The organism is Desulfobacter latus (assembly GCF_013389365.1).
GTDB lineage: Bacteria > Desulfobacterota > Desulfobacteria > Desulfobacterales > Desulfobacteraceae > Desulfobacter > Desulfobacter latus.
The window spans coordinates 76649-97985 of record NZ_JACADJ010000002.1 but is presented as its reverse complement, the minus strand read 5'-3'; the positions used below and the strand labels follow the sequence as shown (position 1 = coordinate 97985).

Annotated in this window: 15 protein-coding genes; 9 read left to right on the top strand and 6 right to left on the bottom strand. The window is 48.2% G+C overall.

Translation table 11 applies throughout. The features are described 5' to 3' along the window. Nucleotides 1-39: 39 nt before the first annotated feature. Nucleotides 40-3309 carry a UvrD-helicase domain-containing protein gene (locus HXW94_RS01030; protein WP_178365032.1) on the bottom strand — a complete coding sequence of 1090 codons (3270 nt, stop codon included), beginning with the start codon at nucleotides 3307-3309 and terminating at the stop codon, nucleotides 40-42. 129 nt (nucleotides 3310-3438) lie between these two features. Here HXW94_RS01030 and HXW94_RS01025 point away from each other — a divergent pair, with 129 nt between their 5' ends. Further along, nucleotides 3439-4404, top strand: coding sequence for a thioredoxin family protein (locus HXW94_RS01025; protein ID WP_178365031.1), 966 nt, complete (start codon nucleotides 3439-3441; stop codon nucleotides 4402-4404). 116 nt (nucleotides 4405-4520) lie between these two features. Here the strand turns inward: HXW94_RS01025 and HXW94_RS01020 are convergent, their stop codons facing one another. Together HXW94_RS01020 and HXW94_RS01015 are read right to left on the bottom strand one after the other, a co-directional pair. After that, nucleotides 4521-5747: an HD-GYP domain-containing protein gene (locus HXW94_RS01020; RefSeq protein WP_178365030.1), complete on the bottom strand. Its 1227-nt coding sequence runs from the start codon at nucleotides 5745-5747 to the stop codon at nucleotides 4521-4523. Nucleotides 5748-5905: 158 nt separating this feature from the next. Beyond that, the gene (locus tag HXW94_RS01015) at nucleotides 5906-6313 is read right to left on the bottom strand and encodes a hypothetical protein (RefSeq protein WP_218576516.1); all 408 of its coding nucleotides are present in this window, start codon (nucleotides 6311-6313) and stop codon (nucleotides 5906-5908) included. Between the two features lie 340 nt (nucleotides 6314-6653). Between HXW94_RS01015 and HXW94_RS01010 the strand changes: the two genes are divergently transcribed. From HXW94_RS01010 to HXW94_RS01000, 3 genes are read left to right on the top strand one after another with little or no spacing between them, the layout of a single operon-like run. Further along, on the top strand, nucleotides 6654-8285 hold the full coding sequence (locus HXW94_RS01010) for a hypothetical protein (protein WP_178365028.1): 1632 nt from the start codon (nucleotides 6654-6656) through the stop codon (nucleotides 8283-8285). Nucleotides 8286-8333: 48 nt separating this feature from the next. Next, nucleotides 8334-10652, top strand: a complete 2319-nt coding sequence (locus HXW94_RS01005; protein ID WP_178365027.1) for an ABC transporter substrate-binding protein — start codon at nucleotides 8334-8336, stop codon at nucleotides 10650-10652. A gap of 2 nt (nucleotides 10653-10654) precedes the next feature. Beyond that, nucleotides 10655-11095 carry a PaaI family thioesterase gene (locus HXW94_RS01000; RefSeq protein WP_178365026.1) on the top strand — a complete coding sequence of 147 codons (441 nt, stop codon included), beginning with the start codon at nucleotides 10655-10657 and terminating at the stop codon, nucleotides 11093-11095. A 135-nt stretch (nucleotides 11096-11230) separates the two neighbouring features. Here HXW94_RS01000 and HXW94_RS00995 read toward each other — a convergent pair whose 3' ends face one another. Beyond that, nucleotides 11231-11770: a gamma carbonic anhydrase family protein gene (locus HXW94_RS00995; protein ID WP_178365025.1), complete on the bottom strand. Its 540-nt coding sequence runs from the start codon at nucleotides 11768-11770 to the stop codon at nucleotides 11231-11233. A gap of 140 nt (nucleotides 11771-11910) precedes the next feature. On the opposite strand from HXW94_RS00995, the gene HXW94_RS00990 reads away from it, so the two are divergent. Further along, the gene (locus HXW94_RS00990) at nucleotides 11911-13017 is read left to right on the top strand and encodes a DHHA2 domain-containing protein (RefSeq protein WP_178365024.1); all 1107 of its coding nucleotides are present in this window, start codon (nucleotides 11911-11913) and stop codon (nucleotides 13015-13017) included. Nucleotides 13018-13291: 274 nt separating this feature from the next. Here HXW94_RS00990 and efpL read toward each other — a convergent pair whose 3' ends face one another. Further along, nucleotides 13292-13858 (bottom strand): elongation factor P-like protein EfpL, encoded by a 567-nt coding sequence (gene efpL / locus HXW94_RS00985; protein ID WP_178365023.1) that lies wholly within the window; start codon nucleotides 13856-13858, stop codon nucleotides 13292-13294. A gap of 464 nt (nucleotides 13859-14322) precedes the next feature. On the opposite strand from efpL, the gene HXW94_RS00980 reads away from it, so the two are divergent. The 4 genes from HXW94_RS00980 to HXW94_RS00965 all read left to right on the top strand — a co-directional run bounded on the left by HXW94_RS00980 (nucleotide 14323) and on the right by HXW94_RS00965 (nucleotide 20306). After that, nucleotides 14323-16866 (top strand): glycogen/starch/alpha-glucan phosphorylase, encoded by a 2544-nt coding sequence (locus HXW94_RS00980; protein ID WP_178365022.1) that lies wholly within the window; start codon nucleotides 14323-14325, stop codon nucleotides 16864-16866. Then, a complete protein-coding gene (locus HXW94_RS00975; RefSeq protein WP_343054529.1) occupies nucleotides 16863-17906 on the top strand; it encodes a putative nucleotidyltransferase substrate binding domain-containing protein in 1044 nt (347 codons plus the stop codon). Before HXW94_RS00980 ends, HXW94_RS00975 begins: the two co-directional genes overlap by 4 nt. 221 nt (nucleotides 17907-18127) lie before the next feature. Next, the gene (locus tag HXW94_RS00970; RefSeq protein ID WP_178365021.1) at nucleotides 18128-19354 is read left to right on the top strand and encodes an argininosuccinate synthase; all 1227 of its coding nucleotides are present in this window, start codon (nucleotides 18128-18130) and stop codon (nucleotides 19352-19354) included. 1 nt (nucleotide 19355) lies between these two features. Beyond that, on the top strand, nucleotides 19356-20306 hold the full coding sequence (locus tag HXW94_RS00965; RefSeq protein WP_178365020.1) for a radical SAM protein: 951 nt from the start codon (nucleotides 19356-19358) through the stop codon (nucleotides 20304-20306). 113 nt (nucleotides 20307-20419) lie between these two features. Here the strand turns inward: HXW94_RS00965 and epmA are convergent, their stop codons facing one another. Then, a complete protein-coding gene (gene epmA, locus HXW94_RS00960) occupies nucleotides 20420-21331 on the bottom strand; it encodes an EF-P lysine aminoacylase EpmA (protein ID WP_178365019.1) in 912 nt (303 codons plus the stop codon). Nucleotides 21332-21337 lie beyond the last annotated feature (6 nt).

Below are 21337 nucleotides of genomic sequence, written 5' to 3'. Positions count from 1 at the left end.
GATGATCGAGTGATTGTTATCACATGTTTTGGGAAAAATTTAAAATAATTCCAGTTGAATATCCCTGGATTTTTGTTTTTTAACCCGCTTTTTTGCCTTTTTATACCGGGCCAGTTCCGTTTCAATATCATCAACAAAACAGGACCGGATTCTTTGCTGCTCCCGGCCGAATATGCGTCTTTTTCGTGCATATGTCAAATAGAGCATCTCCTTTGCCCGGGTCATGGCCACATAAAAAAGGCGGCGTTCTTCATCCGGATCTTCCACGCTTTTTCCGTCCCGGGCAAAGGGGATCATGCCGTTCTCGCACCCTGTAAGAAAAACCACTGGAAACTCAAGACCTTTGGCCGCATGTATGGTCATCAAGGAGACCTTTTCAACCCGTTTGTCCAGAAAATCAGGGTCCTGATCCAGCCTTAAGGCGTCCAGAAGATCACAAGGAGAGGGATACCGGTCTGCCAGCGTGTTGAGCCGCTGCCATGCGGCTGCCAGTTTCTCATCGGTTTGGCCCAGGGCCGCGATATCGAGCCAGCCACCCAAGGTACCAAGCAGCGCGGACGTGTCCACGGGGTCTGAAAGCGCCTCAATCCCGGGTAAAAACTGCGCAAACTGCTGTCGGTCTGCGTCACTGCCACGGTTAAGAAAAATCCGCACCAGGGCTAACAGATCTTTTATGCCTGCCATGTGGATCCAGTGCTCCCGATCTGCGGTCTGAAAAGGAATGCCGGCCTTCTCAAAAGCCTTGACAAAGGCCAGAGCCTGCTGCCGGGTGCGGTAGAGAACGGCAAAATCGGAAAAGGCATATTCCCTGTCCCCCCCGGAATCCGGACCCGTACCCTTATCCATGGACAGAAAAGAGAGTCCCCCGACACCTTTTTCAATGATTTTTCCCACGGCAACCGCTTCGGCGCTTTCGCCGGCCGTTTCATTAATCGAAATTTTTTGTTTGCCGTCAACGCTTGCATAAATTTTATGTGCCTCATTTTTCACCTCATCGCCGGTACAAATGACTTGAAAAGAGGCGTCCAGGATGGTTTGAGTGGATCGGTAATTTTGACGCAGGCGGATCTTTTCACATCCGGGAAAATCCTGTTCAAACCGGTTGAAAAACCGGCTGTCCGAGCCTCTGAACCCGTAGATGGACTGATCGGGGTCCCCAATTACAAAAATGTGACTGTTTTCTGCAAGAAGTCTCACCAGCCGATACTGGCCCAGGTTCAGGTCCTGGTACTCATCCACAAAAATAAATTTATACTGTTCTCGCACCTGTTCCAGCAGGCCCGCATCCTGGGAAAAAAGCCTGAAGCAGATGAAAATCAAATCTTCAAAATCCGCCAGACCGCGTTCCTGAAGAGTCCGGTCATAGGCTTCGTACACCTCGGGCCATATCGGATCAAAATCTTCAATGGCGTTATCTGTTGCGTCCCCCTGACGTTCATCACCAGGTTCCTTTAATTGCTGCTTTTGGCGGCTGATCCAGGCATCCAGTTTTGACACGATTCTTTTGGGTACCTTTTTTTCGCCCGTCACTGCTTTGGCAGCCCGTGCCAGCACCTCCAGACGCAGATCGTCTTCCATAAGCCCGCGCTTGAAATCTGAATAACGCTTAAGCATTTGAAGGCAAAAGCCGTGAAATGTGGCCGCCGTAACAAGCTGACCGCCCTGGGGAATAAAGGATTCAATCCGGTCGGCAAGTTCGCCGGCCGCCTTATTGGTAAAGGTCAACGCCAGGATATTTTCAGGCGCTGCCTTGTTTTCCCGAAGCAGCCAGGCGATTCTGGCCGTAAGGGTACGGGTTTTTCCCGTGCCCGGTCCTGCCTGGATCACCACGGCCCTTGATGGGGATTTAACCGCCCTGCCCTGCTCCGGGTTCAGCCCGTCCAGGATATGTCCGGGAACAACCGGGGGCACGGTCTTTTCTTTTTCAGTTGAAGGCGATGCTGCATCTTTGCTTTGGGGCTTTGGGCGGGAACGCTGTGCGCCGTCACTTGTTTTTGGGGCTTTTTTACGGGGCAAAGGCGCGCCAAACAAGCTTTCTTCGCCCTGGAGATGCGCTTTTTCCTCCCGGGTAAAAATATTGACCTGTCCATACTCACCGTCATACCCGGGATCAATGTGAATATCCCCGTCTCTCACCTTTTGTATGGCCCGGGCCAGTAAGGGCACACCAGCACGTTCAATGATTTCAAGCGAAAGCTCTGTGAGAATGGCAAGTTCCGGCCCCAGGGCATTGACAGCCTTATCATAATGGGTTTTGACCTTTTTGGTATTGGGACCCACCCCCAAAATCTGGGATAAAATATCAGCCAGGGGCACCACATAGGAATAGGGATGCCGGTTTTCTGGTTTAAACCCCTCAGGTCTGTCGGCCAACTCCCGAACCCGGTAAAGGACCCCCAGGGTCAGGGGTTTCCCGCATTCAGGACAAATCCCACCCAGCGCCGCAGTCTCATCGGGATTGAGACATACCCCGCATTTGCGATGGCCGTCATAGTGGTATTTTCCCTGGTGGGGATACATATCCAGGGTGCCTTTGTAGGCGTTCAGATCATGGGTTTCAAGGGCACGTCGCACCGCATCAAAGGTTAGATCCGTATCAAACACCGACGCATTGCGGCCCATAAATTTTGGGGAATGGGCATCGGAATTGGATATCAGCCGGACCCTGTCCAGATCTTTCACCCGCCAGTTCATGGGCGGGTCTGATGACAGGCCGGTCTCACAGGCAAAAATATGGGAACTTAAATCACCAAAGCATTCCTCAATGGTATCAAACCCGGACTTGGACCCGAACATGGAAAACCACGGGGTCCAGATATGGGCCGGGATGAAAAAACCCTGGTCGGATGTTTCCAGCATGATCTCCAGCAGATCCCTGGCATCCAGCCCCAGAATGGGCCGGCCGTCGGATTTGATGTTGCCGATGGCATCCAGGCGGGCATTGAATTTTTTTACTGTATCCAGATCCGGCATATAGATCAGGTTATGGTTTTTGCGGACCCTTGCGTCCTTTTTATATATATTGGAAATCTCAGACTGAAGGATAAAACGCACAGGCCCTTTGCACGAAGCCGGTACATCGGCGTCAATCTGTCTTGCAATTTCATCTTTCAATGCAAACAGCCCGGGTTCGGCAGGCTCAAGCTTTGTCTCTATCTCCCGGATCCAGGCAGGATGGGTAAAATCCCCTGTGCCCACCAGGGTAATGCCTTTCACCTGGGCCGTGTGGTAGATATGTTCCAGATCCAGATTTTTGGCTGTGGCCCGGGAATATTTTGAATGGATGTGCAAATCTGCTATAAATCTCATGAAACTTGTCCGTGGATAATTATTTAATGTCAGGTTATTATGTACATGATTTGCCCTTAATTTAAAACCTGAATTCTGATAAGTATCAAACGAGACCGGTAACCCACCCAAGCCAACTGGAGGACAATTATGGACAACACGACAAAAGAACAAATCAAGGCATGGACGCCTTTGGGACGCCCAACCTTAGGCATTGCAGACACAGAACATCCCGAGCAAAAAACCTTCAAGGCGTTTGCTCGCCAATGGCAGGAGATCTCGGATTCCATATCCTGGACGCCCAGCAATAGACCTGCGGATCTGCCCGGCTTTTTCCTGAAAAAAAATATTCTATATTCCGCCCTGCCCCTGGAACGTGAACTGTCACCTTTTTTAAAAGGCCTGAACGCTCTTGACAAACCGAATCCGGGTGATGGTATTCAAAAAACATTGGATAATATCGAAGCGCCCTGCCGGCTGACCCTGTATATTGCCCTGCAATGCCCCCACTGCCCGGGAATGGTTGAGCGGCTCATCCCCCTTGCAGGTGCCTGTGAAAACATTCACCTTCACATCATTGACGGTTCCCTGTTCCCTGAAAAAGCCCAGAAAGATAAGGTCATGTCCGCCCCCTGCCTGATTCTGGATGATGATGCCGCCCGGTGGACCGGGGCTGTGACGGAAGAAGAAATTCTGGACATGATCGTCAACAAGGAGAGCATGGATCTGGATACAATGGCCCTGAAAACCATACTGGAGGATGGCCGGGCAGAGTGGATCACCGGACAGATGCTCGCGGCCGACCGGTTGTTCAAAGGATTTTCCGGACTGCTTCTTCACGACACCTGGTCTGTGCGTTTAGGGGCCATGGTGGTGGTGGAAGCCCTGGCCGAAGAGGCGCCGGCCCTGTGTGCTGAGCTGGAAAAAATTTTAATTGAGGCATTCAGCACCAAAGATGTTCCTGTCCAGGGTGACATTTTATACGCACTGGGAGAAATCGGCACCCCTGATACCCGGGACTGGATCGCCGCCCATCAGGCGGCGCTGTCCCACGAAGATCTTAAGGATGCGGCAGCAGATGCAATTCAATCTATTGAGGACAGGTTTAGTCTCTAAAAAATAAATTCAGGGAATCACCTATCTAAGGAATGAGACCGAAATAACTTAACCTGGGAGCGCAGGCGTCCCGCCTGATAGGAACGTCAATTCCTCTGGTGAAGTGTAGCGCCTCTTTAAATAAGCTCTGAAAGGTTAAAACTTTTTGATTCGTTAATTGTTATGATGAATCTTTTCATCAGCTCTTTGTCAAAACAATGCGCCATGCCCCGATCTCTTAACTTCAGCCTTACCTCGACTCTTTTTTTTGCTTCCTCTTCCAGCATCATCCGTTCTTTGAGTCTTTGTATTTTTACGTCACGCTCATTTCTTACGATTGCTTCAATTGGCGCTTTTTTATTCTGTCGAGCCTCTTGTTCAAACTTATTAAGCACTTCAACCTGGGGATTCTCACCCATCATAATTCTCAAGGCTTCAAAAGGAGTTTTCGCCTTTTTATAAGGTCGTTCGGCAGTAAGAGCTTCGAACACATCTATGATATGAATCGCTTTTGCAATTAATGGAATCTGATCTCCTTTTAATCCACAAGGATAACCGCTGCCATCTTCACTTTCATGATGGTATAAAATCGCCTGCATGGCAAATTTAGGCAACCCGCTCTCAAATAAAAGACTTAGCGAATAAGATGTATGGGACTGAACAGTTATATATTCAAGGTTATCCAGTTTTCCCCTTTTGTTGAGAATATTCTCCGGGATTTTTATCTTACCGATATCATGCATAAAACCTGCAACGGTTGCTTTTATCAGCAAACTCTTTAAATCAAGATCATAAGATGCTTTAAACAGATCTTTGTTGGCGTTAATGAATGCTGCAAGAATCCAACCGACTTTAATTGAATGCACATGGGTGTTATAATCATGCCCGATCAGTTCTGCAAGACATTCAAGAGAGTTTGAATCAGAAATAAAGTCGATCACCTGAGAAACAAGCTTTTCAACTTTTTCAATAGCTTTGGGACTAATAACAGAATCATTGTAATGGGAATCAAACACGTCTTTTATCACATTGGTGCTAACTTGAGTAAAGACTTTTGTTTTCTTTTTTGTTTCCAACTTGTCGAGCATGAGTATATAACCAAGATTTTCTTTGATGTGCGCTTCATATGATGTCAGGTGTTTCTTGTGAATATAAACAACCTTCCAGGATTTTAGTAACTTGATAACCGTTTCAATCGGTGTTGAATCAAAATCCATGATTAGGCATCGGAATCGATAAAGATTATCTTTTTTCGGATATCTTTCAAAGATAGCAAATTCTTCTAAATATTCAGGATTAAGCATTAGCGGGTCGATAGGATAAAAGGAGCTGCCATCGTCAAAATACTCTGTTTTTAAATCCATTCGCTATTCCTTTTGCAGTAACTTACAAATTGTCTTTTTATTATTACGGTAGCGGTTGTATAATGGTATTTATGCTCTCGCCCCGACCCATTTCAAAACAGCCTTTAATAGCAGATGAATATGGGTGCTGGGTGCTGGGTGCTGGAAATTCCATGAACTTATTCACCCAGAATTTGGATTATCGAGATATTGTTTATGGGGACAATGCGTTTTTCGATCTGGGTTGAAAAGAAAATGTATTTCCTTGCCTTGACATTTTTTAATACCAGATGGGTTCCTGTTTCCGACAAACCGGCAACATCCGCTTTTAAAAACGACTTGGTATTCAGTGCGGCATCTTTTTCCTTGAATACCAGTTTGACTGTTTTGCCCACCAGATTGAGATAGTCACCCACTTTTTCCAGTTTGAGCAACCCGTCTATTTTCAATTGCGCTTTTTTTGTCATGAGACAGCCTTTGTTTTTCGACTTCTTGTTATTTTTTCGGGCTTCATCATATTCAGCCATGAATGAGAAATTGGGTGAGATTACAGCAAATTTTTCACCACTCGACATAGAATTATGCAAGATAAGCCCTCCAATTCTGGTCTTTTTGACATCTTCCAGGAGGCAACATTACTCTTGAAATACGCAAAAATCAAATGAATTTAGATTCTTAACGATGAATCGTCAGCTAATTGTAGGGGCAGACCACCGTGTCTGCCCTAACGAGGGCAACCACAGAGGGATTGCCCCTACGAAAAATGGTCAAGAATAGAATCAAGCCGGATATTTCAATGATCGGTATAAAAAATGATGCGTCAGCACTGCAGTTCAGGAACAGGCATTGACAATTCCCACCCATATTCATAAAGTCAGATCAATTTAACCGAACCGGCCGAACAGCGCCCTTTTAAAAGGAGAAAATATGAAAGCGCCCAGGACCTGCGTCAGCCCCCAAGGGCGGTTTGTGGTGGGAATCCATGCGCCTGAATTTACTGTGGATAATTTCAGGCACAAGACCATTAAAGATATGCTTGGCCGCCTTCCTGACGGCGGGCCTGTGGAAAATTCGACCAATTTTCCCCAGGGCCAGATCCGGACAGACGCAGCGGATCGAATTTATGAAATCGCCAATGCGTTTCCATTCCGGGGAAGCACCTTTATCAATTCAGCCTGGGCGGACCGCAAGGCAGAGCGTCCTGATACCATAAAGCTTCCCCCCCGGCCGGACTGCTCCTTCACCACTTGCCTGGAACAATGGCAAAAGGACAAGGGGGTGCCGCAAGCGTCTGTGACCGAACTGCCGGCACGGCTTCCCCGCCCCCTGAAACTGGCCCTGGCCCAGGCATCTACGGACCCGGCGGATCTTTGTGCCCTTGCCGGTCTTGCCTGCGACTTTGTGTATGATAAGGGAGAAGACCAGCCCCCCACGGGTGTTGCCTTTGAAAAAAACGATCAAGGCAGAATCTTCCCGGTCATCCACGACCATGATCTTTATGATGTGCTTGGCAACAACCCGGCCCTGCCCGATGCCTATAAAGAAGTAATGGTCCTCAAACCCGGCATCCAGGGGAACAGCCCCATTGTGGGAGAAAGCCTGGACAATACCCATGTGTTTGAATATATGCGGGCCAACTCATATATTCCCTGGGGCCATTATGCCGACAACATGGCCAATGACCGGATCCGCTACCGGGCCAATGACCTGACCCCGTCTGATATGACAGGTATCCGGCATCTGTATTACCAGCGCATCTATGTACGCGTTGCCCGGATGCTTGGTGTGACGTTGCCGGCAACAGGCCGGTCTTTATCCTCTGATGAACTTGAGTCACTGCGCATGAAGATCACGGAAGCCCCGGCATCGGCTGATCACAGCCCACTGGACAAAGATGCGCCCGTTTTCACCGGGGCGTTATGGGGATGGAATTTCGGATTCGGGTTTGCCCAGTCCGGACACCGGCTGCATGCCTCTCACCAGATGATCCACCAGCAAAACGCCATGATTCCGGAACGTGTCCCGGACAGTGACGGCAAGCCATATGCCTGCTTTGCCTGTGGAGATCTTGTGGCTGACTTTATCCAGGATTACAAAGCCGCCCACAACGCAGATTTTTTCACCGCCTTTATCAAGGCCATTCGAAACAACCGGCGAACGGACATGAACCCGGACGGCCCCAACGACCTGGTGGTATGGGAAAATGACAAGGTCATGCTTTTTGCTCCCAAGGCCCAGGTGAGTGAATGGGAGCTGATGCTGATGACCAAAGCCCCCTGCCCCCATGTGCTTTGTGCCGATACCGCAACCCGTAATGCCCTGGACACCGGCATCCACATCGCCATCCAGACCCTGGAAACATTAGGCGCACAGATGGTCACAAGCGTAGAATTTTCAGGCCGGTTTAACAGCCCGGTCACGGGACAGCACCTTGTGTATTCGTTTGTCCCACGGCTGCCCTATGCGCCGGGCACCTTTTCCGAAGCCCAGATGCGTTTTATCGGTGGATGCTATCCAGAAGATTTTTCCTTTGCCTGCCGGAAGGTACTATCGCTCTGATGACCGAAGAAACAACCCTGTGATTCCATATTTTTTAAGGAAAACCCTGTGATAAAAAATCTGAACTATCTGCGGCTTTTACCGTCATCCCAAAGTGCCATGTGCTACACCCTGATCGCGTTGATATTGATTTTCAGCGGTAATGCGGCCAATGCGTCAGACAAAATATCCCTGCAGCTGGCATGGAAACATCAATTCCAGTTTGCCGGATACTATGCCGCGCACCATAAGGGGTATTATCGCCGGGCCGAACTTGACGTTTCCATCGTTGAAGGCGGTGTCGGCAAGTTTGCCAGAGAAGCGGTTCTCAGTGGTCGTGCGCAATATGGGGTCGCCGGCGCCGAACTGCTTTTGCACCGTAAAGACGGCGACCCTTTTGTCGTACTTGCACCTGTTTTTCAGCATTCGCCCTCGGTGCTTTTGGCCAGGAAAGATTCAGGCATCGTTAACCTTCAAGGCCTTATAGGCAAAAAAGTGATGCTGCTGCCCGGGAATAAAGACGCCGATATACTGGTGGCCTTTTTGAACGAAGATATATCGCCTGATAAATATCAACGGATCGATCAATCCTATAACCTTGAAGACCTTATTCAAAAGCGGATCGACGCGGTGAGTGCCTATGTGACGAATGAGCCCTGGCAAATGCGGCAAAAAGGTGTGGCACCGATGGTCATCTCCCCCATGGTTTACGGCGTGGATTTCTACAGTGATTGTCTATTTACCACAGAAAAAGAAATTAAATCGCATCCCAAACGGGTACAAAAATTTTTACATGCCTCTTTGCTTGGTTGGGAATACGCCATGGACCATCCCCAGGAAATTATTAACTTACTTGTGGAACGCTACAAAGTAAATAAGACCAAAGAACATCTGCAGTATGAAGCCCGGGAAATTAGAAAAATTATGATGCCTGATCTTGTTGAAATCGGACACATGAATCCGGGACGATGGCAGCACATCAAACGAACATACGAAAAACTGGGATTGATTGATGCCGCTTTTTCACTGGAGGGCTTTCTCTATACACACTATAAGCCAGACGATAAACAGATCAAACAGATTCTATCCGGTGCACTGGGCGTCATTGGTTTATTTGCTGTTGGTTGCGGGGTCTTATTTCTATTTAACCGGAGACTGGCAGCAGAAATTAAAGAACGCAAACAGGCCCAAAAAGAGATGGCAAGGCAAAAGGAAAGAGCTGAACAATATCTGCGTGTGGCAACGGTTATGTTTGTCAGCCTTGATCTTGACGGTAACGTCAATATGGTCAATGAGAAGGCCTGCGCCATATTGGAATGCAATAAAGAAGAGATTATCGGCCGGGACTGGTTTGATCTGTTTGTGCCTGACTCTGTGCAATATGATGTTAAAATTCTGTTTAAAAACATGATTAACGGCAATATCACCGGCTCGGAGTATTATGAAAATGAAATCATGACCTCAAAAGGGGAAATAAGATATATTGCCTGGCATAATACCACGGTCCGGGATGACCATGGGAAGATTGTCGGTGTACTATGTTCCGGTGAAGATCTTTCCGAAAAACGAACGCTGCAGGAACAGCTGATCCATTCACAAAAAATGGAATCCATCGGCAGCCTTGCCGGTGGGATCGCCCATGAATTCAACAATATACTTACAATCATTATCATTAATAATGAAATGAATATGCGCGAACTGTCCGAGTCAAATCCGGCCCTGCGGCGTGCAAAGAGAATCGAAGTGGCCGGGATACGGGGTAAGGATGTCGTGAAACAGCTTTTGACCTTCAGCAGGCAGGACAGCCCCACCCAACAGATCATTGACATGAGATCTATTGTGCAAGAGGCCATGGAACTTATTCGCTCATCAACACCGGCAAATATCGAAATTCAACTGAACATCGCAAAAGAAATTCACCCAATTTGGGGGAATGGAACGCAGATCAACCAGGTTATTATCAATTTGTGTAGAAATGCGATTGATGCAATGCCCGATATGGGTGGTCTTCTAACGGTGGCGCTGTTCAACGAAATTGTGGCAGACGGTTTTGTCAGGCCCCACCCCGCCTTAAAGCCAGGCAACTATGCAAAATTAGTTGTTACTGACAACGGCATTGGGATGGAGGAGAAGACTCTGAGCCGCTTGTTTGAACCATACTATACAACAAAACCAATCGGCAAGGGAACCGGTATCGGGTTAGCGGTTGTTCATGGGATTATCAAGAGACATCAAGGGTTTATAGATGTTCATAGTCAGATAGGCCGGGGGACGACGTTCACGCTTTTTTTCCCGGCTTATGAAGCAAACCGGCCGGTGCAGGAGGGCACAGCGCAAGTGGTTTATCCCAATGTCACCATTGACCCGGATCAGTTAAAAATGGATTAGCTATGTTTGATTACCCCTTATATCTAAAACAGCTGACAGCAGGAGAACCGGTCAATAACCCTTTTCTGGATTTTTTACAGATAAAGGTCGAAGCGGTTGAAAAAGGATATGCACGGTTCAGCATGGAAATCCGGCCCGAATTTATCCAGGGTGCCGGCATCATGCAAGGCGGTTTGGGTGTTGCCTTATCCAGTGAAGCAACCGCCCATGCGGTGATGAGTACCCTGGCCCCAGGCGAAAACCTGACAACTATTGAACTGAAAAACAACTTTCTTTCCATGGCGTCCAAGGGACGTCTGATCGCCGAAGCCACGGTGTTCAAACGGGGCCGGACACTTGTTCTTGTGGACTGCATCGTCAAAGATGACACAGGCAAAGATATTTCAAAAAGCAGTGCCACTTTGATGGTGATTCCGCCAAGGAATGAGACCGAAAGAATCTAACCTGGGAGCGCGGGCGTTCCGCCTGCATCGTTACTGCAGACGGGACGCCCGCGCTCCCGGATATAAATTAGCGCCCTTTGGGCGGGCTGTTAGGTGCTGGGTGCTGGGTACTGGGTACTGGAAATTCCTATACTATCACTGTGTGATTTCATAAAACAGAGCTTTGTCGGCAAAGGTTTTGGCGTTCCCTGCATAGTGGTTGGCGGAAGTTTTCATCATCTGCTTAATTTGTTCTTTGTCTTTATAGCTCTTTTTCACCTTTCCCGGAGATCCGATGACAAGGGAGTATGGCGGAATAATTGTTTTTTCCAAGACCACCGCCCCCGCCGCGACAACCGATCCGGTACCGATAACCGCCTCATTCATCACCGTAGCCCCCATACCGATCAGACAATCGTCTTCAATGGTGCAGCCATGGAGACAGCACTGATGGCCGATGGTGACACCGCTGCCCACCGTTAAAGGGACCCCTTCATCCGCATGGCACATGGACAGGTCCTGGACATTTGTCCTTTCACCGATGCTGATTGTGGCTGTATCCCCCCGGATTACCGTTTGAAACCAGACCGATGCGTTCTGGGCGATATGCACATCACCAATGATTTGAGCCGTTGGGGCAATAAATACGGAATCATGAATTTTGGGCTGGATATTTTTGTAGGCGTACAACGTCATTTTATCTCTCCTTTTAATCATTTTATTGAATTTATTCTGTTCAGAGCTTATATTTTTAATTTATTAAAATAATACCTGCCGTTTCAAAAGTACAACCCACAAAAGGAAAAATTAGTTGAAAAAAATAAAGGACAGCTTCCATGGAGAATAAAATAGAAGATCCGGTCAACCAATTTTTGTCTGATGCCCGGTCCAGGGCCCAAACCCATGATATTGACATGCTGGTTTTCGGCAACGAAGCGGCAGACCTGGATTCCGTGGTATCTGCCATCGGTCTTGCCTGGGTGCTGGGAAACGGCAAAAAGCCCTGTGCGGCATTGCCCTTGATCCCCATTAAAAGAGATGATTTCCGCCTGAAAACAGAAAGTCGGTGGGTACTCTCCCAAACAGGCATTGATGCGGACTCCCTTTTTTTCCTGGACGATCTCCTGCCATTAGACGCACTCATGTCCCGGGTCAGGGGATTTGCCCTGGTGGACCATAACCAGCTGGCAGACGGTTTTTCAAAATATGAAAAAAAAGTCAAGATCATCATGGATCACCATGAAGACTTAAACCTATACCCCAATGCCCTGCGCCAAATTGAACCTGTTGGTTCCTGTGCCACCCTGGTAAGCGAAAACCTGATCAATGGTAGTGGAGAGGACGCCGCAAAAAAAATTCCACAAAGCATGGCCGCTCTTTTGTTGGGGACCATTCTGATTGATACCGTCAACCTTACCCCCAACGCCGGGCGGGCAACCCCCAGGGACCATGCCGTGGTAGCGCATTTGCAACCCATCGCCGATCTGGACACAGACAATTTTTACCAGGGAATCCGTGCCGCCAAATCAGACATCAGTGGCATGGACACAAGGGACCTGCTCAGGCGGGACTGTAAAACATTTCGATTCAACAAGGTCAGCTGCACCGTTGCATCGGTACCTTTGGCACTTGAACAATGGATGGTCAGGGACATGAATCTTGCCAAGGGCATTGAAACCTATGCCGGGGAAATGCAGGCGGATATCTTGATGACCATGAACACCCAGCGCACCCCTGAATTTTCACGAGGGATCGCAGTGTTCTGCAAATCCCCCGTTCTTTTCACAACCATTTCCGCCATGCTGGCATCCAACCTTGATCTGGAAGTAATCCCCCCGCCACAGGGTTTTGCGTGCGGCGACGTTCATTTTTATCGCCAAGGCAACTTGAGCCTGTCCAGAAAAAAGCTTGAGCCTATGCTGGATAAATATTTTTGCTCATGATCATCATTTGGACCACCGTGTAGATTGGGTTAAACGAAGTGAAACCCAACATTTTGTAATTGTTGGGTTTCGTTCCTCAACCCAACTACCATAGGCTACCATTGGCCGAAACGATGATCAAGGCCATATTTTTCAAAACTCGAACAACCGTTACTTTACCCTATTGATCTGCTCGGCAAAACAATGAAACTAAAGAGACCAACAAGGCAATTCTAAAATGGGCGCCGCAGGCGCTTCACCTCTTGTTTCTTGTATCCTGTCTCTAGTTTCTTGCTCAAGCCCTGGATATATATTTTCTGGTTTCGGTATTGACCTTGACCATCTCTCCGTTTTCAAGATATTCAGGCACCTGGATTTCAATCCCGTTGGAAAGAGTGGCAGGTTTTGTCCGGGCCGTAGCACTGGCCCCTTTGATGCCCGGCGCAGTTTGTGTGATTTCAAATATAAGGGAGGCGGGGATTTCAATGGCCACCAGATTGCCGTCAATGAACATGCCCATAATATCTTCCATGCCGTCGGTAAGCCATACCAGTTCATCTTCAAGGCTGTCTTCGGCAATCATATACTGCCCGTATTCCACAGTATCCATGAACACATGCAGATCCCCGTCCGGATAGAGATACTGGACAGTTTTTCGTTGCAGATCCACGTCATCAAGCATATCATTGCCTTTATATGTATCTTCATATTTCTGCCGGGTCTTGATACTGCTGAACCGGACCTTGTAAAGGGTGACAGCGCCCCTTGCCGACGGGGTTCTTACATCAATATGTTTAACCAGGTAAGGTTCCCCGCTGATCTCCACCACCTGGCCCTTTTTTAAATCACATGCTTTTGGCATCTTTGCCTCTCCTAAAAAATAAACCTTTGATTGCTTTTATAATAGACATTATACCGATTTTGGCTAACTGTTTGATTTTATTATATTGTCTAAAAACACTCTTCTAATAAAATCAATGGGTTGTGAAAGATCGGTATAATGTCTAATGTACTATTCTTCTTCCGGCTTATGCAGTACCACTAAAGAATCCGGATCACGGTCTACTATTTTCAATGCAACTTTAGCCTGTAATGACAATCCCATTTATCCCCTCCCCCTTGTAACTTTTTGCACAATACTATATCCAGGGGCGCAGTAGTTCAACAACAATTCTAAATTTGTTTAAACTTCGGCAAAAACTTGATCATCAAGTGTTATCAGTTAAAAATGATGGAAAATTTTATGCGAATGGTGTATTTGAAAAGCAAACCATCGCTCCTAAGAAAAATCAAATGGCTGGAATCCCAAAGATTTTGGAGAATTAAATGACACGGACAAATACAACTGACTGTAACAGCCATACCAACGACAGCAATAACATTAAAAAATTGAAACGTGGTTTTGCCTACAAGCTCTTTTATCAGCAGGGGGTGTGGCCGCAAAACGCATCACTCAACGATTATTACCTGGCGGTGAGCTATACGGTGCGGGATAGAATGCAGAAAATGTTTCTCAATTCGATTCGAGCCCTTCAGGAAAAGGACAGTAAAATTGTCGGCTATCTGTCAGCCGAGTTTTTGATGGGACCCCATCTGCACAACAATCTTATCAATCTGGGTCTGTATGATCAAGTATCCCGGGCGGTTGAAGAGTCTGGGCTTGACATCAAGCAGATCATCGACCATGAGGAGGAACCCGGCCTTGGCAACGGCGGTCTTGGCAGACTTGCTGCCTGTTATCTGGATTCCTTGGCAACGCTTCAGATTCCAGCCATTGGGTATGGTATCCGTTATGAGTTTGGTATGTTCGATCAGGAGATTGAAAACGGATGGCAAAAAGAGCTGGGCGATCGCTGGCTTCATCCCGGCAACCCCTGGGAGTTTAAAAAGGCGCATATGGCGGTGGAGATCGGGTCCGGCGGATATACGGAGCGCTACACGGACGACCATGGCAACCTGAGGGTTCGCTGGGTTCCGGCAAGAATGGTCAAGGGAATCCCCTACGACACACCGGTTATAGGGTACCGGGTCAACAACGTAAATCTGCTCAGACTATGGAGCGCCGAGGCCCCAAAGAGTTTTGACTTTGACGATTTTAATGTTGGTGACTATCAAGGTGCGGTGCATGAAAAAATCATGGCCGAAACCATTACCAAGGTGCTCTATCCCAACGACGAGCAGTTCCGGGGCAAAGAGCTTCGCCTCTTACAACAGTATTTCTTTGTCAGCTGTTCCATGCAGGACATGGTTCGTATCCACCTGTTTCAGTTTCCAAACCTGGACAACTTCCCCGATAAATTTGCCGTCCAGCTCAATGACACCCATCCGGCCATTGCCGTGCCTGAATTTATGCGGCTTTTGATTGATGTTCACCACTATAGTTGGGAGCAGGCATGGGATATCGTCACCCACACCTTTGCCTATACCAACCATACGCTTCTTCCGGAAGCCCTGGAGAAATGGTCGGTGGATATGCTGGGCCGTTTGCTGCCCCGGCACCTGGAGATTATTTATGAAATCAACAGCCGATTCCTCGATCTTATCCGGATTAAATACCCGGGTGACGTGGACGTGGTACGGCGGATGTCCATCATTGATGAATCAGGCGAGCGTTATGTGCGCATGGCACACCTTGCCTGCATTGGCAGCCATGCAATCAACGGGGTGGCAGAACTCCACACAAGGCTCTTAAAAAATCATACCCTGGCTGATTTCCATCGTTTGTGGCCGGACAAACTTACCAATGTCACCAATGGGGTGACACCCCGCCGCTGGATGGTACTCAGCAATCCGCGTCTTGCCCGATTGATCAGCTCAGCCATCGGCGATGGCTGGATCACCGATTTGTATAAGCTCCGGAAGTTAGAACCGCTGGTCGATGATCCGGCATTCTGCGAAAAATGGCAGCAGGTCAAATTTGAAAACAAGCAGGATATCTGCGCCATGTTCTCCTGTGACTGTGGTCCGGTGTTTAATCCCTATGCCCTCTTTGACGTTCAGGTTAAACGGATCCACGAGTATAAACGTCAGCATCTTAACCTCTTGCACATCGTCAACCTGTACCACCGCCTTAAAAACAATCCTGATCTTGATGTCCCGCCCAGGACCTTTATCTTCGGCGGTAAGGCTGCGCCGGGCTATACCATGGCCAAGCTTATCATAAAGCTTATCAATTCGGTTGCCGATGTGGTCAACAGCGACCCCGACGTTAAAAATCGCCTGCAGATTCTGTTCATCCCCAACTTCAACGTGCAGATTGGCCATATGCTTTATCCCATGGCCGACTTGAGTGAGCAGATTTCCCTTGCCGGCAAAGAAGCGTCGGGCACGGGGAATATGAAGTTTTCCATGAATGGTGCCTTAACCATCGGAACCCTGGATGGGGCCAATGTGGAAATCCGGGAAGAGGTTGCCCCGGAAAATTTCTTCCTGTTTGGTATGGACGTTAACGCGGTCGAAGATTTGAGAAGGGCCGGTTATAATCCCCAGACAATCTATAACCAAAACGAGGGACTCAAAGCGGCAATTAATCTGATTGCCATGGGCCATTTTTCCCATGGTGATCAAGAGCTGTTCCGGCCTTTGATTGATTCCCTGCTTTATCATGATCCATATATGGTGCTTGCTGATTATCAATCCTATGTGGAATGCCAGCAGAAGGTGGGGGAGGTGTTTCAGGATCCCGGAAGATGGACAAAAATGGCCATACGCAATGCCGCTCGAATGGGAAAATTTTCCTCGGATCGCTCCATTGCCGATTATTGTCGGAAAGTTTGGAAGGTCAAGCCCTTGCCGGTTGAACTCAAGCTGCAGCGATTGCCGGAGAATGGGTTTAAATTTCCCCATCGCGATAAAATTGTGCGCACCTGATTATACGGAGGACGGTCTATATTATTGGTGATATCTACAAACACACGGATATTGACAGAATAAAAGAGGTAACGGCAAAGATTCCCGAGCTGCTGGTCAATCTGGTCGCTACCGGGGCAACAGCCATGAGCGCAGGGTACCTGATTACGTCCATCACAGATGCCGTCACGACCCGCCTGCTTCAGTTGGCCGAAAAAAGACTGGGGCCTGCTCCCGTGACCTACGCCTGGGTCGCCGCAGGCTCCCAGGCACGAGAGGAACAGATTGCCAAGTCGGATCAGGATAACATCCTGATCCTGGCGGATGATTACATTCCAGAAGAACATAGCAAATACTTCAGTCTGCTGGCCAGACATGTCTGTGAAGGACTCAACACCTGTGGTTACATTTACTGCCCCGGCGACATGATGGCGACCAACTATGATTGGCGCCAACCCCTGAAAGTCTGGAAAAAAAATTTCAACCAGTGGATTGACCGGCCTGAACCCGAAGCCCTGATGCTGACCAGTGTTTTTTTTGATTTACGTTGCATATACGGTAACCGCAGCCTGTTTCAAGCGTTGCGTGATCATGTGTCAGGCAAGACCCGCGGCAATCGTATCTTCCTGGCCCATATGACAAGGAACGCACTTTCCCGCCAACCACCGCTGGGGTTTTTCCGTAATTTTGTATTAATCAAAGGAGGGGAACACGACCATACATTTGATATCAAGCTCAACGGTATTGTCCCCATTGTGGACCTTGCCCGTGTCTACACCCTTGCCCAGTGCAGTAGCGCAATCAATACCCATGATCGCCTTGATTTGATGGAAAGCAGCAACGCTATCTCTAGCGACAGTGCCGGGGATCTGCACGATGCGCTTGAGTTTATAAGCAATCTGCGTATTCAGCATCAGGCAAGCCAAGTCAAAGCCGGCAAGGAAATGGACAACTTTGTGTCACCGGACAACCTGTCTCACGTTGATCGCAAGCACCTTAAAGAAGCATTCCTGGTGATTCGCAGCATGCAGTCAGTAATGAAGTCTCGATATCAACGGTAGGCCAGAGCCGTTTATTAATAAGATAAAAATATATTTTGCAAGATTATTTATGGCTCACCATAAAATTTAAAGCGGATACCGACGAACGATAAATTACATGCGATTGCCCTATGTGCTTGACTGTTATCTTTTTTTTTGCGTTAATAACTCCTGTCTGAAGTAATACAAGGACCGTAAAATAAAATTTGCGGCCAAATACAAAATGAATGAAGGAGTTTTTAATGGCAAAGGAAAAAGTGGTTCTGGCGTATTCGGGCGGACTGGATACGTCGGTGATCCTCAAATGGCTGCTGGAAAAGGGATACGAAGTATTTGCATATATGGCGGATATTGGCCAGGATGAAGATTTTCAGGCAGCAAAACAAAAAGCCCTTAAAATCGGTGCATCAAAAGTATTCATCGAAGATATGAAAAAGGAATTTGTCACCGATTATATATTCCCCGTTTTCAAATCAAATACGGTTTATGAAGGCCGCTATCTTTTAGGCACAGCCATTGCCCGTCCCATCATTGCCAAAAAGCAGATTGAAATCGCAAAGGAAGTCGGCGGCCAGTACGTATCCCACGGTGCCACGGGCAAAGGAAACGACCAGGTTCGGTTTGAGCTCTCCTACTATGCCCTGAATCCGGCCATAAAAGTCATTGCACCGTGGAAAAATCCGGACTTTCTCAATGCGTTCCAGGGCCGTTCCGATCTTCTGGCCTATGCGGAAAAGCATGGGATTGCCACCAAGCAGACCGCAGCCAAGCCTTACAGTGAAGATGATAACCTGCTGCACATTTCCCATGAAGCAGGTATCCTTGAAGATCCCGGCACAATATGCGATGAAAGCATCTATTGCCGCACCGTATCCCCGGAAAAGGCCCCGGATACCCCCACACGCATTACCATTGAATTCAAAAACGGCATCCCGGTCAAGGTCAAAAATCTGGAAGACGGCACCGAAAAAACAGATGCCCTGGATTTATTTTTGTACCTGAACCAGCTGGGTGCCGAAAATGGTATCGGCCGTCTTGACATGGTGGAAAACCGGTTTGTGGGTATCAAATCCAGGGGGGTTTATGAGACGCCGGGCGGTGCTATTCTGCACGAGGCACACAAGGACATTGAAGGCATTGCCATGGACCGTGAGGTCATGCGTCTTCGGGATATGCTGGCAACCAAGCTCGGTGAACTGGTCTACTACGGCTTCTGGTTCAGCCCTGAAATGGAATTTCTCATGGCGGCAATCGACAAAAGCCAGGAACTCATTGACGGTGAAGTGACCTTGAAACTGTTTAAAGGGGTGGCCTACCCGATCGCCAGAACTTCACCATCATCCCTGTACAACCAGGATCTGTCCTCCATGGACATCACCGGCGGCTACAACCAGGAAGATGCTGAAGGGTTTATTCGTGTCAGCGCCATCCGTCTGATGGCTCACAGGAATATTACAGGTAAAAAATAAAATGAAATATAATCATATATTCGGTCCGGTCCCGTCAAGGCGCCTTGGGCTTTCCCTGGGCGTAGATCTTGTCTATCACAAAACCTGTACCCTGGATTGTATTTACTGTGAGTGTGGGCCCACCACCAACCTGACCCTTACGCGGAAAGAATATGTTCCCTTTGATGAAGTTAAAGCAGAACTGACCCATTACTTTGAAAACCATCCTGACCCGGATTATGTGACCTTTTCAGGTTCAGGAGAGCCCACATTAAATCCGGACATCGGCAGGATCATTGATTTCATTAAAGAAAAAAGGCCAACAATCCGGGTCGCCGTACTGACCAATGCCACCTTGCTGTCCGACCCCGTCGTCAGAAAAAATCTAAGCAGGGCTGACCTGATCATGCCTTCCCTGGATGCCGTAACCCCCCAGACCTTTGAAAAGATCAATCGCCCGGCCGGGAATCTTGATATCCATGAGGTTATTGACGGACTTAAAACATTTGCCGCCTCTTTCCAGGGAAAAATCTGGCTGGAAGTGTTTATCCTGCCCGGCATCAATGATGATAAAGATGAACTTGAAATTTTAGGAAAAATCATCCGGGACATTAATCCTGCCCGGGTTCAACTCAATACCCTGGACCGTCCCGGGGCTGTACCAAGGCTTGAGCCCGCTTCAAAACAGGACCTTGACCGGGTAATTGGAATCATTCATGCGGCGAATGTGGAGATTATTGCCCGTATAAAGAATCTGTCATCAGGCGACCATATCAGCGACGAAAAAATGGAAGCCATGGTTATGGAAACCATTCATCGCCGGCCCTGCACCGTAGATGACCTGACTGCGGCGTTGAATCTTGAAACGGAAAAACTCAAAATTTTAATGAAACGGCTGATCCTGGAGAATAAAGTCGAATCTATTCAGCAGCAGCGGGGTATATTTTATCAGACCATAAAAGATCCCATGTAGAAAAATAGCTTCTTTTGCCCGAAAATTGTACAAAAAGAAAGAAGGCCGCTCACTTTGACTTCCAGACTGACTGATGAAGAGTTGTCGGCCATGCAGCAGGCTGTAAAAAGGCTCTAAAGCAACTCGCGCGGGAAAGCAACAACCTGTTCAATATCCGGGGCATTGCAGAACAGCATGACCAGACGGTCCATGCCAAGGGCAATGCCGGCAGCGGGCGGCATCAAGGTAAGGTCGGATAAAAACTTTTCGGGCAGAGGCAGTTTTGTTTTACCTTGCCTGACGCGCAGTTCATTTTCCGTTTCAAACCGTTTTCTCTGAAGTTCATGGTCGGTCAGTTCCGTGAATCCGTTGGCCAGCTCAATGCCGGCAACATACATCTCAAACCGTTGGGCCGTATCCGGTTTTTCAGGATGGGCCGCAGAAAGACTAGCCATGGATATGGGGTAATCATAGAGAAAACAGGGACGGGATGTGCCTAAATGGGGTTCAATGTCAAAACTTATAATCTCATCAAAACGCCCGGTATCAATGGCCTGGTTTAAAGAGACACCGGAAAAGCGCTCAAACGCCCGGGCAACCGTTATCCGCTCAAAGGGGTTTGCCAGCTCCAGGGACGTGCCTTGATAGACCAAGTGTCCCGGTGTGCCCACGCCTTGTGCAATGTGGCGCAAAAGGCCCTGGCACTGCACCATGAGGTCTTCATAGGTCTGGTGGACGGCATACCATTCAAGAAGTGTCATCTCAGGCAGATGACGCTGACCGCGCTCTCCTTGGCGAAAGCATTTGCATATCTGAAAAATTTTGTCTGCGCCCCGGGCCAGAAGCCGTTTCATACACAGTTCCGGAGATGCCTGCAGATATGCGCCCTGGGATGTCACCGGATCAATGTGGGCTTCGGGAATGATCGACGGGCACCGAAGCGGGGTTTCTACCTCAATAAATTCCATGGAACGGAAAAAATCCCTTGTCAATTCCATGACAAGGGATCTTTTTTTTAGATTTTCCAGCAATTGGGAGCTGTTCATCTTCTT